We start from the raw sequence: 23,894 nt of genomic DNA on the forward strand, positions 1-23,894 counted from the left end.
ATTCGCGTCCGAGGATCTTGGGAGCACGGCGCTACTGTGTAGAACCGATAACGTTGATGTCTAAATCGGACCTTGCGGGTACTCGTGAAAGTCCATGCCGCAGTCGGTCGGCTGTACCCAAACCTGATCCGACCGAAGCTCACAGGGACCCGCTACGTCGTCAACCCGCAACTCATGTCTGCGGTAAAAGCGGCGCGCTTTCACAGCATCCATGAAATCATGGATTGCGAACTAACAGACGTTCCTCATATCTGTCGTTTTTCGACCTCAACCAATGCTTGAGGCGTGCGGCTAGCGCAGCCAAATTGCTCGCAAGGGCGGAGGCGAAACGGGGTCTTCGCGAAAGGTGGGGTAAGCGGAATTCAAGATTTGTCTCCTGGCCAGTGCTGGCTTGGCGTCCCTGTGCGGGATCTCTTGCTGACAGAGTATGGCTACTGTCCTCGTAGAAACATGCCTGTGGCTGAAATCATATTTCCTGCAGGTGGAAAAATATCGTCGAATCCGCCCGTCCGCATCACAGCTGTTTATCACCAGACGCCCATCCAGTCTCAAGTTGCGAAGGTCATCCAGCGCTCCTCGAGGCCCAGACTCTTTACCCGTTCGATCATGAAGTCGGTGAAAACACGGATCTGCGCCGGTCGGTAGCGCTGCGGGAATTCCGGGAGGGCAGGGCGATGCGCATCATCGCGAACGAAACGGAACTTGTCACAGGGGGAACACCTCGTGGACTCACTGCCTCGTTTGAAGCGATCAAATCCGCTTAGGCGATTGCTGCGCTGCAACGGCGGCGATACTCGCCGCCAGCGTCCGTAAGCCAAATTCGGTGCGTTGCACGTCCGATCAACTTGATAGGGCCTCGGCGGCGTACTTATACGATCGGCAACGGGCCACCACGTCGTAAATGCGGGCGTCAATCATCAACCCGTCGACCTGATAATGTTCGGTAAATTCAAGGAGCCGGCGCCTGACCTGTGATCGCGTACCAGGGGCCGTACAAGCAAGCTCTCGCTCAAGGCCTTCACGCTGGTGGACAGGCAGTTTCTCCACGAACCCTTCCATGGGCGTCGGCAGTGGGCCGGGCTTACCGGCGAGCAGATTTGCGACCCACTGCTGGTGCGAACTCGCCAGATGCGCAGCTTCCTCCTCCGTATCCGCAGCGAATACATTTACGCCTGCCATAACGTATGGCGCCACGAGGAAACGTGATGCCTCCAAAGTGCTCCTGTGTCCTGGTCCTGTATAAGTAGACGGCTGGTTGCAGTAGGGATGGCGCGAAATACGGAGCAAATGCAAACGGAAGACCGAATGCCGCAGCGAGTCGTGCTCCGTAGAGACCTGAGCCGAGGACCCAGATCGCGATGTTGTGCTCGCCCAGCACGGCCCTGACCGGTTGACGTCCATTGTCAGCGAAATAGTCGAGAAGACAGAATGTCATGGTCTAATTTTGTCGGACGCGTCGATAGGAGGGCAATCCTGAATCGACGACGTATGAGATAAGCGGTCGCGGACGTCTTCAATCAATAAGACATATACTGTCTAATTGGCCTGGAGAAATAATGAGCGGTCGAAAGAGTCGAGTCACGAAGGTGGAGCGGAGGCGAGTCCGAGATGAGAACGGCATTAGCGCTGCATGAACTCACGGCAATGCGAGAGGGGCCAATGTGGATGCTACTTGGCTCCCGTCAGGCGCCCTTGACCATGGCTCTATTGCTATCGTTGTTTCCGGAAAGCTCGACACAGTTGAGTTCGGCAAGCGTGATGGAGAAGCTCTCGGTTGAACTGGACGGGCTGCGCGCTCGCGGCGAGGATATCGAGAAGACCCCGCAGATGCTGGTCGCGGAGTATGTGCAGGCGAAGTGGTTGGCGCGTAGTTTTCCCGAAGGGGCGAGCGAAGAGGTGTATGAGCTGGCGGCCGATGTAGTACCGGCTCTGCAGTTGGTGAGGGGACAACTTGAGCCGCGGCAGACCGCCACCGAAAGCGGCCTTGCCGTGGTAATTGATTCCGTGCTCCGACTAGCGTCCGAAACCGATCCGGACCCGGCGTCTCGATTGGCAGCACTGCATGAAGAATCCCGACGTATCACCGATGAGATCAGGCGTGTCATGAAGCATGGTGTGTCGCCTCTGGAGCCTGGCCGTGCCAGCGAAAGGGGGCGCCATATCGTCGCGATGGTTGAGGCCATTGCCACCGACTTCAGGCGTGTCCGTGATGCGTTCGAACGTCTCAATCGTGACTTGCGCCGACAGTTGGTCGAACATGAAGGGTCCCGCGGCGAAGTGTTAGAAGATGTGTTTCTCGGAAGCGACGTCATCGCCGAAAGCGACGAGGGTAAGTCCTTTCTAGCATTCTGGCGGCTACTGACCGATCCGGGGCAATTCGAGGGATTAAGGTCGGCACTAGAAGCGCTTGAATCGCGGCCATTCGTCCGCTCGCTGAACTTGGAGGAGCGCCGGCGGCTTTTCCGCGTGACCGAGACATTGCTTGTGGAAGGAGGAACGGTGCAAGACGTCATGACGACGTTGGGCCGGAGCCTCAAGACATTTGTACAAAGTCGGGAGTTTCAGGAACAGCGAAAGATCCAGCGGTTGATCCGTGCTGCGATTACTGAGTCGCTGGCGCTAAAGGACCGGCTAACTAACGGCCGAACCCTTGATTACACCTTGACGTTGTCGACCAGTAGCCTACGTTCAGTGGCGCAGTTGGTACTGGCTGATCCGCAGGAACGCCCGGGGGAGACTACAGTCGATGACGCCGAGGCACCCGAAATTGACCTTGAATTAATGCGGGCGATGATCGACAACGCGGATATTGATATTCCACTGCTAAAACAGAACATTCGCTCTGCGTTAACCCAACGCAGCCAAGTGAGCGTCGGAGAATTAAGTCGAATCTTTCCGGTGACCCAGGGGCTCGCCACCATAGTGGGCTATTTGTCGCTTGGCCAACGATACGGCATTGTTTTACAAAACAGCGAGCGCGACTTTCATCCATGGGAAAGGGTCTCATGGGCCGGGCAAGACGACGTCGTGCGCCAGGCGCGAATCGCGCAGGTACTCTTTACGAGGGACTGTCTGAATGACCTCGATTAGCAAACGGCACGGCCGCCAGCCGATTTTCAGAAGAACGGCCAGCAGGCCTGGAGTCGGTGCCGGGGCAGTGCAAAGTGCGGATGCGCTCGATGTACCCGAGGAAGATGGCCGAGAGGAGGGGGCGTCCTATGATGTTGAGGATGAGCCCAGTTACCCGATCGATGGCGGCCAGGAGAAGGCGCTCTTCGAAGGAGATACGTCGACGCTGCCCTACGAGGTGCGCCGGGCGTATGCGCTGCTGCTTCGCGGTCCGTCGATAGACGAACGCCATAGCCGACTCTGGCCAGTACTGATAGACCATGAGGTGCGATTGCGCCAACTGCTGCACGCAGCGTTTCTCGATCTGGTCATCGACCGTGAGCAAAAGGTCGCATTCGCACGTCCCGTGCACGCACCCGAACTCGATGTCCCGCAACTTCTGCGGGAAGTTCGTCTTACCTTCGTCGATTCAGCGCTGGTGCTCTTCCTTAGGATGGAGCTGACGCTCGCAGAGGCCGAAGGCAGGCGTGCGACCATTTCACGGGCCGAGATGGCCGACCACTTGAAAGCGTACGAGGCTAGCGACAATGTTGATAAGGCGCGTTTCAGTCGGCTGGTCGAAGCGGCGATCGAGAAGGCGAAGAAATACAACTTCCTTCGTTTGATTCGCAATAGCGGAGACCGGTTCGAAGTGTCGCCAGCGCTGAAGCTGGTGTTCTCGCATGAACAAGTTAGCGAACTGTTGCACACTTATCGGCGCATCAGAGATCAGGTAGACGGAAAGCCCGTTGAGGACAATCCGGGGAGTAATCTTGGCCTCGACGAGGTCGACGACGTTGACGAAGACAACCTCACCGAGGGGGGGTGACCGGACGTGGACACAGCGCAGTTATTCGAGGACCCGGAGCAGTTACCAGGGGCGGCCGACGGGGGCGTTCGTGGAGACTATGGTCATAGCCCGGCGTGGAGCGATCATGATCTCGAAGAAGCCAGGAAGCAACAATTTCGGCTGCGGCAAATACAAGTCATGAATTGGGGCACGTTCAGCAAACTGCACGTATTCGACATCTCACCACGCGGGCACCTGCTAGTGGGGCCATCCGGTTCGGGCAAGTCAACCATCCTCGATGCGCATTCTGCGCTGATGGCACCTCCGAATTCGGAGTTCAATGCGGCAGCGCGAGGCAATGACAAAGTCACGCGCGATCGTTCGCTAGTGACTTATGTCCGCGGCGCTTGGGCTACGCAGGAATCGGACGACGGAATTATCGCTGCACAGTACCTGCGCCGAGAGAGCACCCTCAGTGCTATCGGGGAGACGTATGCTAACGCGGTCGGGCAGACGATGACACTGGTTGGGATGTGGTGGATCAAGGGGCGATCGACGCTTGCAAGGGACGTCCGTCACTGTTTCTTCGTGATTGAGCGTGAATTCAGCCTTAAGGGGCTGTCTTTCTTCATGCAGGCTGACTACAACCTCCGCTCGTTTGCAAAGCATCTTCCGGAGATCAAGCCTTTCGAGACGCACACCTCTTTCCGGGAGCGGTTCAAGGCACGACTTGGTATCGATCACGATCTGGCGTTGCGATTGCTCCATCGAACTCAGTCATCAAAGAACCTTGGTGACATCAACGCGTTTATGCGTGACAACATGCTGGACGAGCCCCAGACGTTCGGTCTCGCGAAAGCACTTTGCGAAGATTTCAACACGCTAGCGGCTGCCCATCAGGACGTTGTGGAAGCTCGCAAGCAGCGAGATCTGCTTAATCGTGCGCGTTCGCATCATGAGGAGTACTTGAAGCATCACGCGGCGGTCGCGAGGGTCGACGAATTGCTGAAGCAACTGGACCACCACCGCGAATTTCTGCAATACACGTTGCGCGGTCGGCGTATCGATGAATTGAAGGTCACCCTCGAAGGGCTGCGCCAGAGCATCGAGACGTTGGCGAGGAAGGCCAATGAGGAACAGGCCGAACTCCAGCGATTGATGACTCAACGTGCGGGAATGAGTGATGGCAATGTCGCTGTCCTACAGACCCTGCTGTCCGCAAAGGAAATGCAACTAACCCAGGCACAACGCGCGCGTGGCCGGGTCGCAACCTGGCTCCGAACTCTCGGGTGGGCGGAGCCGACGGACGCCAACCACTTCGGCGAATGTATCGGTCAGGCTGCGTTGATGCGGGAACGCGGTTCTAGCGAGCATGATGAGGTAAGACGCCAGGATCTTCGCCAGAGAATTTTTGAGGCAGATCGACAGCTCAAGGACCTGCTTGCCGACGCTGCGTCGCTAGAGCAGCGAAAGTCGAATCTTCCCCGAGAGCTGGTTAACGTGCGCGATGAGATCGCACGGTCCCTCGCCCTCGACCCTGCAACGCTCCCGTTCGGCGGCGAGTTACTCGACGTTCCAGAGAAGCATAGGCGGTGGCAGGGGGCGCTGGAGCGGTTGCTGGCGCCTCTTACGCGGTCGTTTCTGGTACCAGAGGAGCACTATGCCGGTGTCGTTAACTGGCTTGAGTTGACTCATACGGGACAGCACGTGCTTTACTTGCGTATGCGTCCGCATACCGGGCGCTATGCTAGCGGACCAAAGGCACCCGGCGCGATGTTGGACGTTGCGGTGAGCGAATACGGGGACTGGCTGCGCGACGAAATCACTCGGCACTATGGGGAGTTCGTGTGTGCAGAAACAACCGAGGAGTTTCGCAACGCTCACCGTGCGATTAGTCTTCAAGGCCAAATCAAACGGGGCGGTGCGCGGCATGAGAAGAACGATCGTGCTGGTGTGAATGAGCGCCGAGGTTGGGCAATTGGTTTCTCCAACGAGCAGAAGAAACTCGACCTACTCGATGAAATCGACGTCCAGCAGAAGGTACGGAACGAAGCCCAGCAAGAACTCGATGACCTCGAAAAGCGGCAGAAGAAGGAACTTGATAAGCTGAACGCAGCTGCAGAACTGACACAGGTAGTTTGGACGGATATTGATGACGTTTCAGTAGCCGAGGAAGTTCGACGCCTGCAGTACCAGATCGAGGAGGCTGAACGCTCTCACCCAGAAATTCGGGAGCTCGACGACAAGATCGAGACTCAGCGGAAAACGGCGTCCCGGGCGGGGAGCACACACGAGACTGAAACGAAGAGGCTCGCTGATACGGAACATCAGATGAGTGAGCTGACTAGTGCGCGGGAAGATACACGCGAGAATTTTCGTGTGCCGCCTGCTGATGGAAACGAGCTACAAGCGCTGTTTGGTGACATGGATGGCCTGACGCTGGACATCCTGGACTCGCGGCGTATGTCTGCGCGGAGTGATCTAAAAGACAGAAAGAACGACGCTGATAAGGCTCAAACGAACGAACGGGGTTTGCTTGAGGAAGTATTGCGCACCTTCCAGCGCGAGCATCGGGTGGCGGCGGCCGACATGGGCACGGCCTTGGACGATTGGCCTGACTACGCGAGGTTATTGGCCAAGATCGAAGAAGATGATCTGCCTCGCTTCGAGGATCGTTTTTTTCGCCTCCTCAATGACCAGAGCGATCGCCATCTGGCGAGGCTGCGCCAGCGCCTTATCACCGAGAAAGATGAGATACGGGGGCGCATGAACATCGTCAACGATGCGTTATCGCAGACCGAGTTCAATGCCGGTACCTATCTGGTATTGGAGAATCGTCCAAGGGCCTTGCCGGATGTTACGGCGTTCCTAGCTGAACTCAAGAGTTGCCTCGAGCGGAATATCAAGCCGGATGCCACCCGTGAAGAGCGCGAAGAACAATTCAAGGCACTTAACACTATCGTTCAGCGGTTGCATAGCGACAAGCCGGAAGATGAGCGTTGGAAAGCGCTTGTTTTAGATGTGAGACAACACGTCGAGTTTGTAGCGAAGGAATTCGATGCTGCCGGCGCAGTGCGTGACATTTTCCAGTCCGGCGCCGGGAAGTCGGGCGGCCAGCGGCAAAAACTTGCCGCGACATGTCTCGCCGCGGCTTTGCGCTATCAGCTCGCCGGAACGCAGCGGCCATTGCCTCAGTTTTGCACGGTGTTGATGGACGAGGCATTTGACAAGGCTGATAGCGAGTTCACGGCGATGACACTGAACATTTTCAATACGTTTGGATTTCAGATGCTCATGGCTACGCCGATGAAAGCGGTGAGAACTCTGGAGCCCTTTATTGGCGGTGCACACGTTTTCAGCAATACGCTGCGTAATAGCTCGGGAGCGGTCTCGATAGAGTACGACATGGCACATCGCCGACTGATCGGCCTCGGTCATCAGCGGGCGGAAGAGAACGATAAATTTGACGGTGAAGCGCCGCAAAGCGAGGACTGATGCCGCTTAAGGAACTTGGCGGCGCACTGCTGCCCGATGACTTGGCCGTTGCATGTAGGCGCCAACAGGAGCGTTGCCAGATTGAGTGGCTCGCAAGACCATCGGAAAGCTCGTGGCCGCTATCCGTTGCATTGCGCGGGCCGTCGGACAGGCAAGCGGCCGATGCGCCAGGAGCCGTACGGGCCTGGCTCTCTGCATGGAACGATTTTGACCGGGCTTCCAGGGACGCGGGACGGAGAGCTTCTGTCGTATGGCGGTCGCTGAAGTGGCGGACCATGGGTAACGTCACTGTGCCGGAAAGGGTGCTGTTCGACGACGCGCAATCCGTGGCGGATTGCGCGGGGATGCACCGGCATTGGGACACACTTAATTTTCGGTGGCAGCGGCTGATTGAGCAGCACCCCATTGCGGCTGGACAGCGTGATTGCGCCAGCGCGGTCGTAAAAGCTGCCCAGTGGTCGGACGCTGATTTTTGGCGACTGATGGAATTGCTGGCCTGGTGCGAGCACAACCAAGGGAGCGGACTTTACCTGCGCCAATTGCCGCTGGTAGACATCGACACGAAATGGATCGAGGGGCGGCGCGGCGTTGTGGAGCCGCTAGTCCGGATTCTGTTGGCTAAGGAAGGGGATATTCACCAGGTCATGGGACTCAAGCGCGCCCCCGCTACTGTACGGATGCGACTGCTTGATGCCGGGCTTCGCGCGCAGATGTTAGGCATGGAAGATCTTCAAATGCCAGTGGGGCAGTGGAACCATGCGTTTGTGCATCCGCCGAAGCGATTGCTCATTGTGGAAAACTTAGCAAGCGGGTTGGCTCTTCCTGATATCGACGGCGCGGCCGTCGCGATGGCGCTTGGCAATAACGTGACCGTTCTACATGATATCGGCTGGGTGCACACCGCAGATGTTCTGTACTGGGGGGATGTCGACACATGGGGCCTGCACATCTTATCTCGGGCTCGCGGCGTCTTCCCACATTTGAAGTCAGTGCTGATGACGGAGGCGGTGGTTGAGTCACATCGACATCTCCTGACAGATGAGCCCACGCAGGACGCTCGGCCTGCCGAACATCTCACGAAAGATGAGGCGCAGCTACTTTCCGATTTGCAGACCGGACGATGGGGCGAACGGCGTCGTTTGGAACAGGAGCGGATATATTGGCCGAGTGTGTGTGATGACATTCACAGGCAATGGCCGAAACGTGCGATCGCACTGTCCTAACGCGAGCCGTTTCTGCAGCGTTGCGCGCGAACGCGATACCATTGGCACAACCCAGCCCGTCGAGTCGAACCGAACAGGCCGCAATTTTCGTCGCGCTGCGATGGAGGACCGCCGCCATACGACGCAAGTCGACGCGGTAAAAGGTGCTGGTGACGTTTGGATTGCGCTCGCCGACGGCTGTATGGAGCCCTCAAAAAATCTGCAGGTGAAGTCACGTGTCGAACGGACAAAGTCGTTCACAGCCTTCTCTCCAACTCAGGCCTGAGATTGTTTGAACGCGGAAGATCAGCCGGCGTGTCGGAGGGCTGAGATGTTACCGGTTTTGGCATCGAATCTTCGCCGCGGCTCCGATTGTCTTGGCCGCTTGCCGAATCTGGCTTGCGACATCAGCAAGAGCCTCCTCCCGGTCGGGCCACGGGGCGATGGGCTTGCCCTCGTGAGGGGGCGCCGGGAGCTGGCCAAACGGTGCTAGTCCAATCGCAATGACGCAAGATGACAGGAATGATGCGGACCTCTCCGACCAGGTTTCGCTCCATGGCGCGCGCCGTTTTTCGCGAATAGCAGTAGGCCGAATTGATGAGGTCAGAGCGGACGAGCAGCAACATCATGTCCGCAGTCACCAGCTTTCTGAAGATAGCGTCATGATCGGGTCGGCTTGACGAACTCGCGCATGCTCGCCGCGACGGAAGCAAATTCGGACGGCAAGCCCTGAACATGACCCACATCCGTTCCGCTGACGCGAACGGCAGCACGATGCTCCGCACTCGAATGCTTGCCGCTCGTGCCTGTCGCGACGCCATCGTGAAGCGCTGGCCTGCGTTTCGTGACCGCCGACCGTGAGATGGATGATGGTTGTGCACACACAGGCACGACTTTGGACCGACGCAGTTTAGATGGCTGTAGCCGTGACTATCAACCCACGCATGCATCCTTTGAGACCGAGTTTGCCTAGCGTCAACTACAACACGCCGGCCGTTTTGCTCGACGGTATCCACCGGGAGACACCCGACCGCATTTGCCTGCATCGGACGTCGATCGGAAAGTCGCTGTCCGACAGCGGGCGCGTCGGGCACAGCCATGGCGCGTTGCTGCTCAGCAGACCCTTTACAGTTATTTGAAGGATGGGTAGGATGGTCCCACGGTGTTGCCGCTGAGGCGACAAAAAAACCATCTGCCTCCGGGGAGACTTCAATGGCGGATCAAGATGCTGATAAGGACATCCACCTGAAAGTGGTCGTAAACGGAAAAGCCGTGCCGCTGAAGGCTTCCCGCTCAGACCTTCTGGGTTCACTCGTAGAACCGGCTTTAGAAAAGGCCAAAGTTGCGGACAAGTCCGACCTCGACCGCTGGGTGTTCACTAACGCGGCTGGTGAGCAACTGGACAAGAACCGCACAATTGGAAGTTTCAACTTCACGCGCGATGAAGAAATTTATCTGAATCTTACTGCGGGTGTAGTGGGCTAGTTGTCATGTACACCGACCCCGCAGTCGTTCGCCGCAAGGTCGAACGCGAACTTAATGACTTCGTCGAGCGATTTGACCACTACCGGTCGCGAGGCATATGGGTTCTCCAGTACAGGTTCCCTGAGTTGCTCGTTGCGTTTGCGACACCGCGTATCAAGCCCTACACGCTGACGCCTTACGCGGTGCTCATGGATTTGAGCAACTATGACGTCGAACCACCGTCTCTGCGTTTCGTCAATCCGTTTACACTTGAACCCCTGAAAAGGTGCGAGATACCGACCAACCTTCAGAGGTTCCGGTTGCCGCCGAACTCGCAGCAATTTCCCCCAGTGATTTTCAACCCTCAGGTAGGGGGGCCAGCGATGGCTCAAGGGGTGATAAACGAGGAATTGTTGCAAGCATGGACCCCCGAGGACGATCAACCGTTCGTGTGTCTGCAGGGAGTGCGTGAATATCACGACAACCCGGGCCACACCAGCGATTCTTGGTGGTTTCATCGTGCTAAGGGCATGGGAGGCATATGCCGCCTCCTAGACTTGCTATCAAAGTACGGCACCGAGGCAATGCGCGAACCCGAGTACCAAATGAGATTGGAGGCACGAGGGATTGCTCACCAGATTCCTACGGAGCCAATGTGAGCGAATTGTCAGATGTCATCGAACTACAAGTGCCCCTTCAGGTAATGCAGGAAGGCTACGAGTTCATGCGGACCGCTGGGCGAATGCGCTTGGAGGGCATGGTTCTTTGGGCTGGCAGACAAGAAGACCGAACTTTCAGGGTGACGGAACTGATCATCCCTCGTCAACGGGGGCTAAGCACACCGGACGGTCTGTGTGCCATCGTTGATGGTACCGAGCTTCGCCGTCTGAACATCCACTTGTACCAAAGCGAGTTGGAACTGGTAGCCCAGATCCACTCACATCCAGACCGCGCTTACCACTCGTCAACAGACGATCGCCACGCCATCGCGACAACCATCGGCTCGTTTTCCATTGTTGTGCCTAACTTTGCCATGGTGAACTACGCCCTTGCGGAATGCGCAGTCTACCGGCTCGATGAATATGGTAGCTGGCTGGAAGTTGATGAATCTTTGCCCCCAAACAAGATTGTGGTGATCTGATCATGGCACTGGCCGACTACTTTGAACGGAGCGCACAAGCGGCCTCGTCGCTGATCCAAGGTTTCGACGCCGAACTGCTCGCCGCAAGATTGCAAGCGGAAGTGGTCGGGGTTGCCGTTGACCAGAGCGTGGAGTCGAGCCCCGAAGGCCAAGCGGCGGTTGATCTCACAGTTCGGTTACTGGCACGCCTATATCCCTCGATGGTGCTTTGCCGAATCGGGCGTGCTCGCGCTGCATACATCGACCGCTTGCGCACCCTTGCGCTGTCGATAAACCCCAAGATCGAAGTCGGAGAAGCCCTGTCCAGTGTTACGAAGCTTCTCGTGTTCGGCAAGTCTCGGATAAATAGCAACCGCAGCGGAGAACAGCACACGTGGTACGTGGGTTCCAACAATTGGGTGGCACATATCTCGACGTCAGGTCCCGTTGGGTCCGGGGCTACCGGCAATCCCCTCGGCGCAGGAGTTGCCGCATGCGTGGCCGTGGCGAATGTGTTCCGAGCGGTGTTTATAAATGAATTAGGTAATGCCGCCTTAGATTCCGAGCTGTCCACGTCTGTATGGGACCTCCGCCCGGCTGGACCAAACACTGCGAACCCGGAAATCGAAAGCATCCACCTTCCGGATTTGCATCTGGTGGGCATCGGTGCAATTGGCAATGGGGCGATTTGGGCCCTTTCGCGCCTTCCTTGTCATGGAAGCCTGCACGTCGTCGACCCGGAAAAGGTCACGGACAGCAACTTGCAGCGCTACGTCATGCTTACGGCCGCTGATGGAGGCAAAGAGAAGGCAACGCTGGCGCGAAAGTGGCTCAAGCCGAGCGCCCTAAAGGTCACAGCCCATGTCTCCGGTTGGGCGGAACACGTCGCGCAGATCGAGGATTACAAGATCGATACCGTGTTAAGCGCTGTCGATTCCGCAAAGGCTCGTATCGCGATTCAGGCCAGCCTGCCGCGGCGGACCTTCAATGCGTGGACGCAGCGCGGCGAAGCAGGCGTATCTCGGCATCATTTCCTTGGCACGATGGCCTGCCTCGCATGTCTTTATATGCCGACAGGCGGCGCCGTCAACGAGGACGTGCTTGTCGCGCGTGCACTGCAACTGCCAATTGACGAGCAGACCGTACGAGAAGTTCGCCGCCGGTTGCAGTGGAACCAGGCCACTGACCGTGGTTTTCTCGAGCGGGTTGCGCAAGCGTCGAGCGTGGCAATAGAGAAGCTGCTCCGGTTTGAGAACCGGCCACTCCGCGAACTCTATGTTGAAGGTGTCTGTGGCGGTGGTGTCATGGAGTTCCACCAAGCTGCACGGGAAGCCAAGGCAGAAGTGCCGATGGGCTTTCAGTCTGCGTTGGCCGGGATACTGCTTGTGGCCGAGCTTGTGCGCGGCCAACCGCTGCCACATACGGTGACGCAGATCGACCTACTGGGAACGTTCCCCGAATCCCCGGGAACGCCAAGGATCAAAACCACGTTCCCTCGCTGTCTGTGCTTAGACGATGACTTTATCGAGGTCTATAAGGCTAAATATCCTGCCGAAGTCCCCGGAATGCAATCACCGACGACGTAAATACTTGCTGCTTTTGCCTAGACTAGCCCTCTTCATCCTCCATAGTTTCTTTTACCTTCCGCTGACGTGCTATCGCATAACGCGCGTCCTTGAGGAGTCCATCGTATAGATCAAACGCAGGCTCGGCTCGACTGAGCGATGCCAGCATCTGCATGCAGTGTTGCTCCAATCGGACGTCCTCTGGAAATGGCTCGCCGGGAGTTCCTGAGCGAACACCTGAATGCGCTGCCGCAGCGATCGATGACCGGATATCGTCCAATGCGCTCCTGCCGATGAGTTCTGCTTCGTTGAGGATATCCTTGACAAACTTTGGATGCTCATAGATGAGCCCTGGATGACTTTCACGCAGAACTCGGGCAACGAGTGTTGCATGCGCTTGTGAGCCTGAGGACATCCAGGCGAGGAGCGGGCCAAGCACGGGTAGGTCATAGCTACCGCAGAGGCCCGAAATCGCTTCACCAATTCGCCAGACGCTTGGGGATTCTGCTGACTCGTTGAGCGCCCAGTCAAGCAACTCCCTTAGCAAACGCGGACCAGCCTCGACGTCCATTAACCCAAGGCCCTTTCCGTTGTGCTCCTTAGTTAGCGGCTCATAAGACCAATCGTCTCGACGCGTAGCCTCCATGAGCCGCGCTTTGATTAGGGCGACAACGGCAGCGGGATCTTCTTTGGTCGATGTGACAAGAAACGCCCGCACCCAGTAGTCATTCAGTTCCCGCAACGTCACAAGCTTCGCCAAGAGATCGCTTCTCTTGTTTGCTATCTCACCCGCAGAAATATGCTTTCCGCCGGCGATCACAGCAAACATTTCGCTGGTCGCTCTTGGATGAGTTTCGAAATCTGCTAAGCAAATGAGTTCGATTGCAAGCGCCGGACTTCTTCCGGATATCTGCCGAGCAAGGGCTGGCGTGATGCACATAACTGCTGGTTCTCTAGACTCGAAGATGCGCCGGAATAGAAGAATCTCTTTTGGGGTGTAAGGACGCGAAGATTCGAGCCTTGCATACGCCTCCGATAGTTGCGCCAATGCCTCGGGCGAACTCACAGAGGACGTGACGTACTCTTCTACGAGCCCCAGATCTGCGGTCTCGATAGCCACGCTTAAAGCCTTGCCTACGTACGGGGCAAGTTTACCGGCCCGGCTCTCGTTATTCCTTCGAAGCAACTCACTGGCGAGTCCCGGTACATGACTCAATAGATGGTTCATTAGGAGAAAAGGTGAGCCGTATCCTCTTGAGGCTACCTTTTCGACATCTTGCAAACAGTCGTCTAACTCATCCAACAAGCTTCCCGCATCTGGGAAAGCTGCTACTAGTTCGGACGCCAGCAGCCGGCGATCCCTCTCATGCCCATCGCGCTCATGCAATTCGCTGAGCTCCCATGTCTCCGTTCCCCAGCCGTCGACCAAGGCCCGGGTTAGTCGCGTCTTCAGGTCTCGATTCAACAACGCCATGATGGCACGTGCTTCGGTAGATGTCTCCGGCGATCCGTAGAACGCGTGCCAGGAGACGGACTGCGCGATTCCGACCAAAACTACGGGTGATACAGGTACCTCGCGCAATGCAACTTTAAGCTTCCGCAGAAGCTTCAGGTGCTCTTGTTTCCATAGTTGATCGGGCGTATCCCCATGCATCGGGCCGCGCAATGCATGGCTCATCGTCTGAGCAGCGAGGAATGCTTTCCGAGCCGGACCTTCACGTAGAAACCTAAGCAATGCCTCTGTCACTTCGTCCCTGACAGCTTGCGCCGCCTCGAGCGAAAGCTGATAGCGGGTAAAAGTAAACGTCGAGTTAGCATAGGTTGTCGCCTCGATCTCTGTACCCAGCGCGCCCTCGAGAATGGAGAACGGCGTGTAAACAAATTTGAGCGAGATAGGTCTTTCTAAAAGTGCGAGCGCAAAGCGAACAACTTCGCCTACGTACTCAACCGGCTTATTCAGTTGAAACTGAGCCAGTTCCTTCAGAATGCGAATTCCATGGCTCGGTTGCTGGTGTAGCGGGCGGCCATCGTCGCGGCCTGCTGCCCACAAGAGGTTGCAAGCTTCTTGGATATGGTCGTACGTATACGCCGCATTACGCACCATGTTGCACACAGAGGAGCTATCCCCGTGCCCCTCGTCAATAAGTCGCTTAGCAAAGTCGAGTGCAAATCGGGGCTGGTAGTAGGCGACGCCCTCCACTGCTTCCACATGCGGATGGCTGTATCTCTCACCCCAATGTAGTCTCGGACTCAGATTAGTCAGCAGCACGCTATTGTCTGTTTTGCCCTCGCGCAAACGCCAATCCAATCGCCCGAGGTTGACGAACAAATGCTTCAGGTGGTCCGCGTCGGCAAGATCGAAGATCTGCGTGATGCGGTCGTTGGCTGTGCCATCCGAGTTGAGATAGTTTGAGCGAATGATTTCATCCGCCAACAGATCCGGGGCAAGCCTTGAGCGGACGCCTCGCTTGAATAGAACTCCCGCGTCCGCTAGCAAACGCATCAATCGACTAGCGTCTGACCGTTCGATACCTTCTGTCTTCAACAAAACATCGATCAAGCCAGGAGAATCGGGAATGATAGGTTGAAGCAGGGCGATAACTCGCAAAACAGCCTTCAGTTTTGGAACGTCCTGCCCCGAGACCAACGTGACCGCGATGACGTCCTGAAGACGCGATAGTACATAGGTGCGAAATTCCTCTTCATTGCCCAGTAGCTCTAGAGAGACATCGTCTCGTGCGACCAACTGTGCCGCCAAGACAGTGACCAACGGTGTTGTGTACGTAGCGCGAGCGATGTTCAACGCCGCTGCCATTGGGCCACCGCACTCTCGAAGAACCGACCCCGCCAGTGCTTGAGCTTGGTCACGTGTCTGTGGACGCATTTCGGTAAACCGAACAAGCGGCCCCAAAAGGCTTACGTCGGCGGCTTGGAGCCGCAGCGCCTCCCGCCCATATGGGCGCAGCGATAACAGCAATCGCGTACGGTGGTCAGGCACTGCGGCATATCTAAGCAGGATCCCGAGATCTTCCCGCTCATGTGCATCATCAACAACAAGCAGCGTCATACCGCCGCGGTTGTCGCGCATGTTCTCGAGATGGTGTGCCTTCACCTCTTCGGTCGGTGACACAAATCGAACATTCAGGGTCTTGTCTTCCGCTAGTCGCAGTGCGACTTCGCAAAGAATACGGCTCTTGCCGGAGCCAGGCGCCCCTACGAGGCCTGTGAGAACGACCGACTCGTCTCGGATGTAGCTCTCAACCTCCGTGATCTCCTCAGCGCGCCCAACAAGTGTCCACGAATGGTTAAAGAAGCGGTCGGGTACGAGAAACGGTTTAAAGAAATCGTCCGAAGTCTGAAACGGCCCCGCCTCACCTATTCCAAGCAGGTCCAGACGCTGACCGCTGAAGTAGCGGTCGACAAGGTCCAAGCGATCGTAAAGCGGAAGGTCATGAAGCTTTCGGGTGATGTCCTCCCGGTCCCACAACTCCCACCCCACATGCGCCGCCATCGCGTCGCGAGCCTTGGGGCTTGCAACGCTGGACAGCAAAAGCACTTTGAGGTCCGATACATAGGTCTGCTCCCCCACGGCTGTGTGGACCTTTTGTGCACCGAACTCGCTGACTCTCTTGCACTGAAACGAATGAGTCCCAAAAGGCCCCGTGGCAACGATGTCGATGCCATGCTGCTTGTGGCCCGTGCCGCCATAGCGAAACACCTTGCCTTCGCGGGGGCGGTAGATGCGGTCCAAAAGCGCGGCACAAAAGCTTTCGAATGTCTCCGGCGCTAGCGCGGCGAGCGGTAGCGGGCGGTCGTGCGAGGTTGCAGTTTCGATGCGACGGTCCTCTGGCGCGGCTTGATATCCGGCAGCCGCTAGAAGTTCGTTGTCCTTGGCTCCGACCAGTCTCTCCAGCGCGGGAATATCGTTCGCGCGTGGGCGCGTGCCCCCCTTCTCCCATCGGCTCACCGACTGCTGGGTTACACCAAGAGCCGTCGCCAGCTCTTGCTGCTTCGCGAACCCCGCCGATAGCCGGAGTCGAGCCAGCAGTTCACCGAATGCCGCATACGGAGGAGCGCTAGTCGGATACATTTTGTTGTGCCTTTTCACGTACACATCGAACAGTGTACCATATAGTGGTATTCCGTCCCGTGACCTTCTGCCGTGGAGGCGCCATGGCGCACAACTCAAGCTCGAACCGCGGAAGAGGGGGTGTCAAGCCGTGCGTCGACTGATGATCCGTATTGCGAGTTCACGGATGACCGTGAACGCCGCCACGCGCTGGTGTCCCGCGACCTGCGCATCGTCGGTTGCCGGATGGTCACGGTGGTGGGAGTCGTTGTGCTCGTGCTCTACTCGCCCCCAGGGAGCATGGTCGCACTCATTGTTCGACTGCTCGGGCGCCTCTGATCTGAGGCGTGGCGCCACTGTCGTGGCACTGTATGGTCAACGCCTTCTTGCCGCATTCAGGGGGACGGCGCCGTTCGAAACGAACTTGAATCTCACTTCGACTTGGCCAAGCATGAAGGTCGGGTCTTGACCGACGATTCGTTGCGGGCGACCGTTGCGCTTCAGCTCGTGATAAATCCAGTCGAACGCCAACTCGGCCCCATTGGCAGTGAAAACAACTGTTCAGCGGTCCCCGGCGTTCTCCTCAACGTGCGCATTGATCCGTAATTGCTTCGAGCTGCGCTGGCATCCAGGGTCGAGTTCTTCGCCGTCTCGATCCCCGCAAGACGGACTTTATTCCGCGACAAGATCGAGCCGCGGTCTGCATGAGTCATGACGGACATTGCACTTGTGCACCCCCTAAGTTGAGATCCTTCGAATTCAAAGACTTGCACTCTGTCCCTTAGACGGACTTTATTCTCTCGGATCATGTTGTCGACGCACAAAAAAGTCTGTACTTCCGCGGAGCCGTGGTTGGCGCATAAAAAATCTGCACCGCGCATCTGTATTGTGATAAACGCGCCAAGTGATTGTTTCGGTTGAGGATTGTGGCTCTCCGATAAAACGTTGGTCGACGCGGAATATAAACGGAAGTGAGGAAGTTGACTGATGCGAATGTTTAGGGCTACTCAACGGAGGTCTGCCTGCCAAGCAGGGCAGGGCCGTACGCCATTCTTTCATTTTGCCTTCGTCGGTTCGGTATACGATCGAACAGTACCGGCGCACCTGCCGGCGCTTGTTCGACCACATGCGACTAAGCGCAAGCCGTTACTGCAGACGACCGTGTTGCTGCCTGACACCGGGCGGTCATGCCGGAGGCGCTTAAGAAGTTGTTCGCATTGCGCTCTAAGACGAGTTTTCGGCCATTGCGGACACTCGCGTAACGGCGTCTGTAGGGCGGCTGCGAGGCCCTTTCCGCATATTTCCGCCCCCAACAATCGCGAACGTCTCCACCGAACCGACGAGGACGAGAAAGGGATTTCTTAGCAAACATCACCGTCGGTGGGTGGAACCGTTGGGCGGATACTGCAAACGTTATCTATCGGTGTCGGTCGCTTCGGCCTGCTCTCTACCAAGCTATTGCGCGAAGCGATCACTTGTCAGAGTATTGGGGGATGGCGGTCGTAGCTCGCCCGCGACGATCAAGTCAAACCATACTAATCGAGGATATGCGCGTGGCGAATGTAACACTTCCTAAAAAGGCACTGGAGCGCGTACAAATAGGGCAAGCATTCGCTGAGTATGACATAATCCGAGATGATCAGGAACTATTCGTCTCCACGCCCGCGACAATTTCAGCGATGAACGCGGATGGACAGAGCTGCTTTTTTATTGGCAGACGTGGGGCAGGAAAGACCGCGATCGTTTATGAAATTCAACGTCGTCTCAAGCGCACAATCGCCATTACGCCCCAAATCTTCGACCTTTTAACGCTCCCTCTTGATCACGAACAATTTCATGACACGCGCCAGCGACCATTCAAATCACTAATGCATACGATGGAGCGCGCGTTAATTGATGAAGTTATAAGAACATGGGTTGCAGATCGTATTTTTGAATTCAAATCATCATCATCGCTTTCATCGCATTCTCCAGCGTGGTGCATTGACATTGCCGGCGCGGCGCGCCGACGGTTGCGACTCTATCCGCTGAAGACATGCGCATGAATAAGGCGCCTGTCCGAAAAGAGGCTCAGGGATTGCCTTATTCGGTTGGCGGGCTCCGCCTTAGTGGCTCTCGATCGACTGAATTGCAAACCGCATGAGCTCCTTGAGGGTACGGATATTCAGCTTTTCTTTGACGTTGGCGGGATCGGGAGTTGGCCGCGCTGTTATGCTGAATGCAAACTTTCGCGCCGCTAGGCTGCAGTGCCAAACGTCTCGGCGCCCTGTGCTGACAAGCAATCCAGGTCCAAACTTTCTTGTGCGCTCACAGTGGGTGTCCTCAAGTAGACATACAGGTCCTCATACTTTGAGAGTCCTGCAATAGCGCTAAGCGGGGATTGGCAATTCGGCTGCACTTACGCTAATCTGGCGTCTCATATGAACAATAATTATTGAAGGGCTTCGAATGTCGAAATTGAAGTTCGATGGCGTGGCACATCAGATCACGCTTATTGACTCGTCGGGTAATACTGTCGGTACGTGGGCGGCATATAACAACGTCGATAGCCACGCCACGATTAGGCATATCTTGAATGGAACGTATTCGGTGCAGGACCGAACCGTGCCACACCGGCACGTGGCGTCAGCGAACGGTCCATATGGCTTGCATGGCATCATCCGTTTCAATGTGCCGGGTCATCCAGGAATCGGCGTGCATTCTGGTCGAGCGAATGCTCGCCATTTGCCGGGCCCGCAGCATCCGACGATGGGGTGCATCCGCACGTCGGATGACGCGATGAGCGCTATCAGTGGATTGATGAGCCGAGATGCACTGACCACCATCGAGGTCAGCAACAACAGTGCAGTGTTGGCTCAGGCAGCGTCCAAGCGACATCGCGATCGCAGTCTTCAGGGGCACCCTCGTGGATAAACGAAAAAGCAGCCGACTATTTATTCGTATCGCTGGCGCGGTGGCCGCTCTCGCCCTGACGTGGATGCCATTGGCCCACGGCAAAGTGTGCTCAGAGCGCGACGCAACCGCAGCCGACGCGATGGTCGATCACCTCGATAGCTGGTCCAAGGTGAACGCCTCGTTGAACAAGTACGGACACTGCGACGACGGTGAAATCGCTGAGGGCAACTCAGAGGCCATCGCCCGATTGCTGGTTGATCACTGGCAGACGCTGCCGCAGCTCGGCGCGTTGATTCGGCGCAATCCGTCGCTCAAGTCATTCGTCCTCCGTCATATCAACACCACGCTGGATACTGATGACCTATCGAAAATTGCCACGCTTTCGGCCACTTCATGCCCGGCTGGTATGGGGCCGCTGTGTAGAGATTTGGCGACTGCTGCATCGAGGGCCAGGCAATAGGTGAGTCCGGGTCCGCAGCGGCCAATTCGACGCATTCCTGAGCCTAAGTTCGAAGAAAGTCCAGTCGACGACGCTTGGAGAAGTCGCAGCTAGTTCATCAAGGGGTGTGCAGGTGGTCGCCTCAAAGATCAAGAACGAGCTTGTCGCCCTTGCACCCCGATACGCAAACCATCATCAGCTGATTGCTGGCTCGCTCAGCCGCATTCAGCGCTGAGTCGCGAGGACGCCGCAACGCCGTCGAGTCCAATAATTGGCGCAATGTCTGAATTATTTGCTGCAGTGCGAACTGGTATAGTTGATGAAATATCTGAACAAAGTCGAAAGCTTGTCTGGTGAGCTCATAATTGAGGAATTCTCTGACTATGCCCAGAACCTTACCGCGTCCGCAGGACTCGTTAAGCCCGCTGGCGGGCGATATGGCCGCCTTGGGGCGCATCGTGCGAAACCAGCGCGCGCGTTCCCAGCTGCGCATCGACGATGCGTCGGATCTGGTCGGCGTGACGCACGACGTGCTGTCGAAGATCGAGAACGGGCAATCGGTCGGGCTCGCTAAGCTGTTCAAGGTCCTCAACGGCTTGGGCCTGAGGCTGCTCGTTGTTACGCCAACCGAGGCGGAGGACACCCTTGACGTTCTGCGTCCGGATGCGGAGCCAGCTTGATGGATCCGGCCACGAACAGCCAGGGCGAACGCGGGTGTTGTTTTGCGTGACGGTCAGGCAGGCCCCCGTTGACGCGTCAAAATAGCCGCCACGAGAGTCGCCAAGTCTCCGCTTCAACACCTGCAGATGATTGAAAAATAAAGACTTTATGATGTACGATGCGTCCTCCTCGCGCAAAAAATAGCCGCCACGCAACACGCCATTACTGGTTTGCCTACTCCTCGTCATGACCGAGACCTCCGGTTTCTTCCCCTACGATAGCCCGCATCAGGTGCTCCCCATGCTGCCGGGCGAGCACAGGCTCGAGCCGTTGCGACTGCTCGCCGCGGATGTCATCGCGAGTGCAGGGGATCTCGCCGCGCATGGCATGCCGCGGCTGCGTACTCTGCTGCGCGAGGCCCTTCGGCCAATGAATTCGTATTACACGAACAAGATCGAGGGTCAGCACACGGAACCGCTGCTAATCGAACAGGCCATGCGGCAAGATTTCTCTCGCAGCCCGGACGAAGCGCGCCGTCAGCGCATCGCGATCGCGCATATCGACACCGAGCGCTGGAGCGAGACAGTCTGGACGTCGTTCGATTCGATGACATTTTTTGGGCAGGAAACGGTTCGAGACATTCACCGACACTTGCACGCGCAACTCCTGCCTGAAGACCTTGCTCAGGAGGGCGACAATGGGGAGGCCGCTGCGGTAAGCCCAGGCGAGTGGCGCACGCGAGGTGTCCGCGTGGGGCGTCACGTCCCTCCGGACCCCGCTTCGATTCCCGCCTTCATGCAGAAATGGCATGAGGCCTACCGGTATGCCCGCGCCGGCGAAGCCGCCGTCATTGCGCTCGCTGCAGCCCGTCACCGTCTGGCCTGGATTCACCCATTTCTCGACGGAAATGGCCGTACCGCGCGTCTGCACACGCATATCGGACTCTCGGCGCTGCGGCTTACTCACGGGCTGTGGTCACCTATGCGCGGGCTAGCTCGTTCGCAGGCGCAATACTATGAGCGCCTGATTGCCGCTGACCGGCCGCGCGAGGGCGATCTGGACGGTCGCGGTAATCTTAGCGAACGCGGCCTGGTCGAATTCATCGAATACTTCCTGCAAACATGCCTCGATCAGATTCAGTTCATGGGCGGCATGCTCGACCTGGAGGCATTCGAAAAGCGTCTTGCGCAGATGCTTGCAGCGCTCAGCCAGGACGACAACACGCGGTATCTGCGTGCGGAGGCGGCAACGCCACTCGCTTATCTCGCGACGGCCGACTCCATAGACCGGTCACGGTTCAAGGCAATGACCGGCCTCGCGGTGCGCACAGCCGACAGGCTGCTCGCTGACCTCTTCAAAATCGGCATCTTGAGCTCTCCCAGTCCTCGCGGACCGGTGGAACTGGCGATACCGCTGTCACTTTTCCGGTGGCTTTTTCCACGGCTCTGGCCCGAGGCCGAAGCAACGGGCTTGTGAAGCGGGCGCCCACTGGTCTCGTACACTCGCAGCTTCAAATGCGATGCAGGCGGGCGGGTTAAGCCACCGGTGCTTCAGCCCGAGGTCGAATGACCTTTCGAATGTTGGGCGAGCAACTGCCTATGACGCACGTCGGTTTCCTCATCGGCGGGGAACATGCATTCCATGCGCAGTTCCTGTGCCGCAACGTTCTGGGGTGCGCCAACGATCGTGACCATCGAGAAATATCGAAGCACGACTCCCTCACTGACGAAGCTCACCGGAATGACGGGCGTCATGGACGCGGCGGGCGATCCACGATGCGTCTTCCAGTCGCGCGGCACGTCGGGATAGGCAAGCAGTTCGTCGAGCAGACGTCGGGTGCCGTCGTCGATCATGTGACCGACCGACTCACGATGCACGCGCTGCAGCAAGCTTCGCGACACCGTTTCCCAGTCGGCCACGAACGGACGCAGACCCTGCGGATCGAAGATCAGATGCAGCATGTTGCGCGGACCTTCGCGCGAGGCCATGTCGATGAAACAGCCGAAGAAGCGCGGCGCCGAGTCGTTGGTCATCAGAACGTTCCAGTATCGATCCATCACGATCGCCGGAAACGGCTCATGCTGTCGAACGACGCGTTCGAGCGCGCGGATCACGCCATGCATCTCCTCTGCGTTCCAAGGCGCCGCTGAATACACGGGCGCGTAGCCGGCGGCGAGGAGTAGTTCATTGCGTTCGCGCAGCGGCACATCGAGCGCCTGCGCGAGTGTCAGCAGCGTATCCCGGCCAGGCACGCTGCGTCCGCTTTCGATGAAGCTGATCTGGCGCTGCGAAATGCCAGCTTCGAGCGACAGATCGAGTTGACTCGCGCCACGCACGTCGCGCCAGTAGCGCAGCAAGTCACCGAGTTCGCTCGGCGGCGCTTCGAGATCGAAACGGGAGGCGCTCATCGGATTTCCGTGCGTGGTCCAAGTGGAGTTGGGAGAGACGCCTCAGGAGGCAGGCGCATGCCAGGCGAACTCCTCGAACTGCGCTTCGAGCGGTGGCTCGGTTACGCTGCTCGTGAAGTTCGTGATCGTCGACGCCGCCACCACCGCGATGACCTCTAGTATCTGCTCGGCACTGAATCCCGCTTCAAGAAAGCGGCTCTGGTCCGATTCGCCGAGGCGGCCGCGCTGTTCTATCAGCGTGCGTGCCAACGCCGACAGCGCGGCCAGCTTGGCATCGTCAGGCAAGAGGCCGTGCCGGATCGCATCGACATCGGCGCGATGCACGCCCTCCTTCAACGCGAGCGCGGTGTGAAACGCGACCGGCCACTCGCTGGCGTTCGTGACGGCATTCGTCAGCAACAGCGTTTGGATCTGGGGTTCCGTCAGACTGCTCGCGTGCACGCGCTCGAACAGGCCGATGAAACCGTTGATCAGCACGGGCGATTCAGCCATCTTGGCCGCGATGTTCGGGATCTGGCCGAACGCCTGTTGCAGTTGATTGAGCACTGGCTTGGATTGCGCAGGAGCGGATTCGATCGTATGCACGGGATAGCGGGACATGGTATCTCCTTGGCCGCGAGCGCTGCCGGAATGGCGGCGCGACAGCCGAAGAGTAGAAGCGGCCGCTCCGTTCGCCAAT

General features: G+C 57.5%; 17 protein-coding genes and 1 pseudogene. 14 read left to right on the forward strand and 4 right to left on the reverse strand.

Features of this window, described 5'->3' with window-relative positions:
• Positions 1-1,644: 1,644 nt before the first annotated feature.
• The 8 genes from AB4Y31_RS22595 to AB4Y31_RS22630 all read left to right on the forward strand — a co-directional run bounded on the left by AB4Y31_RS22595 (position 1,645) and on the right by AB4Y31_RS22630 (position 12,765).
• Positions 1,645-3,090: a DUF3375 domain-containing protein gene (locus AB4Y31_RS22595; RefSeq protein WP_368675959.1), complete on the forward strand. Its 1,446-nt coding sequence runs from the start codon at positions 1,645-1,647 to the stop codon at positions 3,088-3,090.
• Positions 3,077-3,937: a DUF4194 domain-containing protein gene (locus AB4Y31_RS22600; RefSeq protein ID WP_368675866.1), complete on the forward strand. Its 861-nt coding sequence runs from the start codon at positions 3,077-3,079 to the stop codon at positions 3,935-3,937. The genes AB4Y31_RS22595 and AB4Y31_RS22600 overlap by 14 nt, the downstream gene beginning before the upstream one ends.
• Positions 3,938-3,943: 6 nt before the next feature.
• Complete coding sequence (locus AB4Y31_RS22605; RefSeq protein WP_368675867.1) at positions 3,944-7,393, forward strand: ATP-binding protein; 3,450 nt, start codon at positions 3,944-3,946, stop codon at positions 7,391-7,393.
• Positions 7,393-8,616: a Wadjet anti-phage system protein JetD domain-containing protein gene (locus AB4Y31_RS22610; RefSeq protein ID WP_368675868.1), complete on the forward strand. Its 1,224-nt coding sequence runs from the start codon at positions 7,393-7,395 to the stop codon at positions 8,614-8,616. The genes AB4Y31_RS22605 and AB4Y31_RS22610 overlap by 1 nt, the downstream gene beginning before the upstream one ends.
• A 1,191-nt stretch (positions 8,617-9,807) precedes the next feature.
• The gene (locus AB4Y31_RS22615) at positions 9,808-10,080 is read left to right on the forward strand and encodes a DUF2604 domain-containing protein (RefSeq protein WP_368675869.1); all 273 of its coding nucleotides are present in this window, start codon (positions 9,808-9,810) and stop codon (positions 10,078-10,080) included.
• A 5-nt stretch (positions 10,081-10,085) separates the two neighbouring features.
• Positions 10,086-10,718: a putative metal-binding protein gene (locus AB4Y31_RS22620; protein ID WP_368675870.1), complete on the forward strand. Its 633-nt coding sequence runs from the start codon at positions 10,086-10,088 to the stop codon at positions 10,716-10,718.
• Positions 10,715-11,200: a Mov34/MPN/PAD-1 family protein gene (locus AB4Y31_RS22625; protein WP_368675871.1), complete on the forward strand. Its 486-nt coding sequence runs from the start codon at positions 10,715-10,717 to the stop codon at positions 11,198-11,200. Before AB4Y31_RS22620 ends, AB4Y31_RS22625 begins: the two co-directional genes overlap by 4 nt.
• A gap of 2 nt (positions 11,201-11,202) precedes the next feature.
• Positions 11,203-12,765, forward strand: coding sequence for an E2 ligase fold family C protein (locus tag AB4Y31_RS22630; protein WP_368675872.1), 1,563 nt, complete (start codon positions 11,203-11,205; stop codon positions 12,763-12,765).
• 22 nt (positions 12,766-12,787) lie between these two features.
• Here AB4Y31_RS22630 and AB4Y31_RS22635 read toward each other — a convergent pair whose 3' ends face one another.
• Entirely contained in the window at positions 12,788-16,834 is a 4,047-nt protein-coding gene (locus tag AB4Y31_RS22635; RefSeq protein ID WP_368675873.1) for a helix-turn-helix domain-containing protein, read from the reverse strand.
• 120 nt (positions 16,835-16,954) lie between these two features.
• On the opposite strand from AB4Y31_RS22635, the gene AB4Y31_RS22640 reads away from it, so the two are divergent.
• The 4 genes from AB4Y31_RS22640 to AB4Y31_RS22655 all read left to right on the forward strand — a co-directional run bounded on the left by AB4Y31_RS22640 (position 16,955) and on the right by AB4Y31_RS22655 (position 20,168).
• Positions 16,955-17,152: a hypothetical protein gene (locus AB4Y31_RS22640; protein ID WP_368675874.1), complete on the forward strand. Its 198-nt coding sequence runs from the start codon at positions 16,955-16,957 to the stop codon at positions 17,150-17,152.
• Positions 17,153-18,366: 1,214 nt separating this feature from the next.
• On the forward strand, positions 18,367-18,858 hold the full coding sequence (locus AB4Y31_RS22645; RefSeq protein ID WP_368675875.1) for a hypothetical protein: 492 nt from the start codon (positions 18,367-18,369) through the stop codon (positions 18,856-18,858).
• A gap of 403 nt (positions 18,859-19,261) precedes the next feature.
• Positions 19,262-19,726 (forward strand): hypothetical protein, encoded by a 465-nt coding sequence (locus AB4Y31_RS22650; RefSeq protein WP_368675876.1) that lies wholly within the window; start codon positions 19,262-19,264, stop codon positions 19,724-19,726.
• Positions 19,719-20,168: a hypothetical protein gene (locus AB4Y31_RS22655; protein ID WP_368675877.1), complete on the forward strand. Its 450-nt coding sequence runs from the start codon at positions 19,719-19,721 to the stop codon at positions 20,166-20,168. The genes AB4Y31_RS22650 and AB4Y31_RS22655 overlap by 8 nt, the downstream gene beginning before the upstream one ends.
• A gap of 121 nt (positions 20,169-20,289) precedes the next feature.
• Here AB4Y31_RS22655 and AB4Y31_RS22660 read toward each other — a convergent pair.
• Positions 20,290-20,388, reverse strand: a pseudogene (locus tag AB4Y31_RS22660) (oxidoreductase); the annotation flags it as partial.
• A 196-nt stretch (positions 20,389-20,584) separates the two neighbouring features.
• Between AB4Y31_RS22660 and AB4Y31_RS22665 the strand changes: the two are divergent.
• Both AB4Y31_RS22665 and AB4Y31_RS22670 read left to right on the forward strand, forming a co-directional pair.
• Positions 20,585-20,827 carry a helix-turn-helix domain-containing protein gene (locus tag AB4Y31_RS22665; protein WP_368675878.1) on the forward strand — a complete coding sequence of 81 codons (243 nt, stop codon included), beginning with the start codon at positions 20,585-20,587 and terminating at the stop codon, positions 20,825-20,827.
• 226 nt (positions 20,828-21,053) lie between these two features.
• Positions 21,054-22,283 carry a Fic family protein gene (locus AB4Y31_RS22670; protein WP_368675879.1) on the forward strand — a complete coding sequence of 410 codons (1,230 nt, stop codon included), beginning with the start codon at positions 21,054-21,056 and terminating at the stop codon, positions 22,281-22,283.
• A gap of 74 nt (positions 22,284-22,357) precedes the next feature.
• Here AB4Y31_RS22670 and AB4Y31_RS22675 read toward each other — a convergent pair whose 3' ends face one another.
• Both AB4Y31_RS22675 and AB4Y31_RS22680 read right to left on the reverse strand, forming a co-directional pair.
• Positions 22,358-23,215 (reverse strand): helix-turn-helix domain-containing protein, encoded by an 858-nt coding sequence (locus AB4Y31_RS22675; RefSeq protein WP_368675880.1) that lies wholly within the window; start codon positions 23,213-23,215, stop codon positions 22,358-22,360.
• Positions 23,216-23,257: 42 nt separating this feature from the next.
• Complete coding sequence (locus AB4Y31_RS22680) at positions 23,258-23,815, reverse strand: carboxymuconolactone decarboxylase family protein (RefSeq protein WP_368675881.1); 558 nt, start codon at positions 23,813-23,815, stop codon at positions 23,258-23,260.
• Positions 23,816-23,894: the final 79 nt, after the last annotated feature.

The organism is Trinickia sp. EG282A, assembly GCF_040965455.1.
GTDB classification, from domain to species: domain Bacteria; phylum Pseudomonadota; class Gammaproteobacteria; order Burkholderiales; family Burkholderiaceae; genus Trinickia; species Trinickia symbiotica.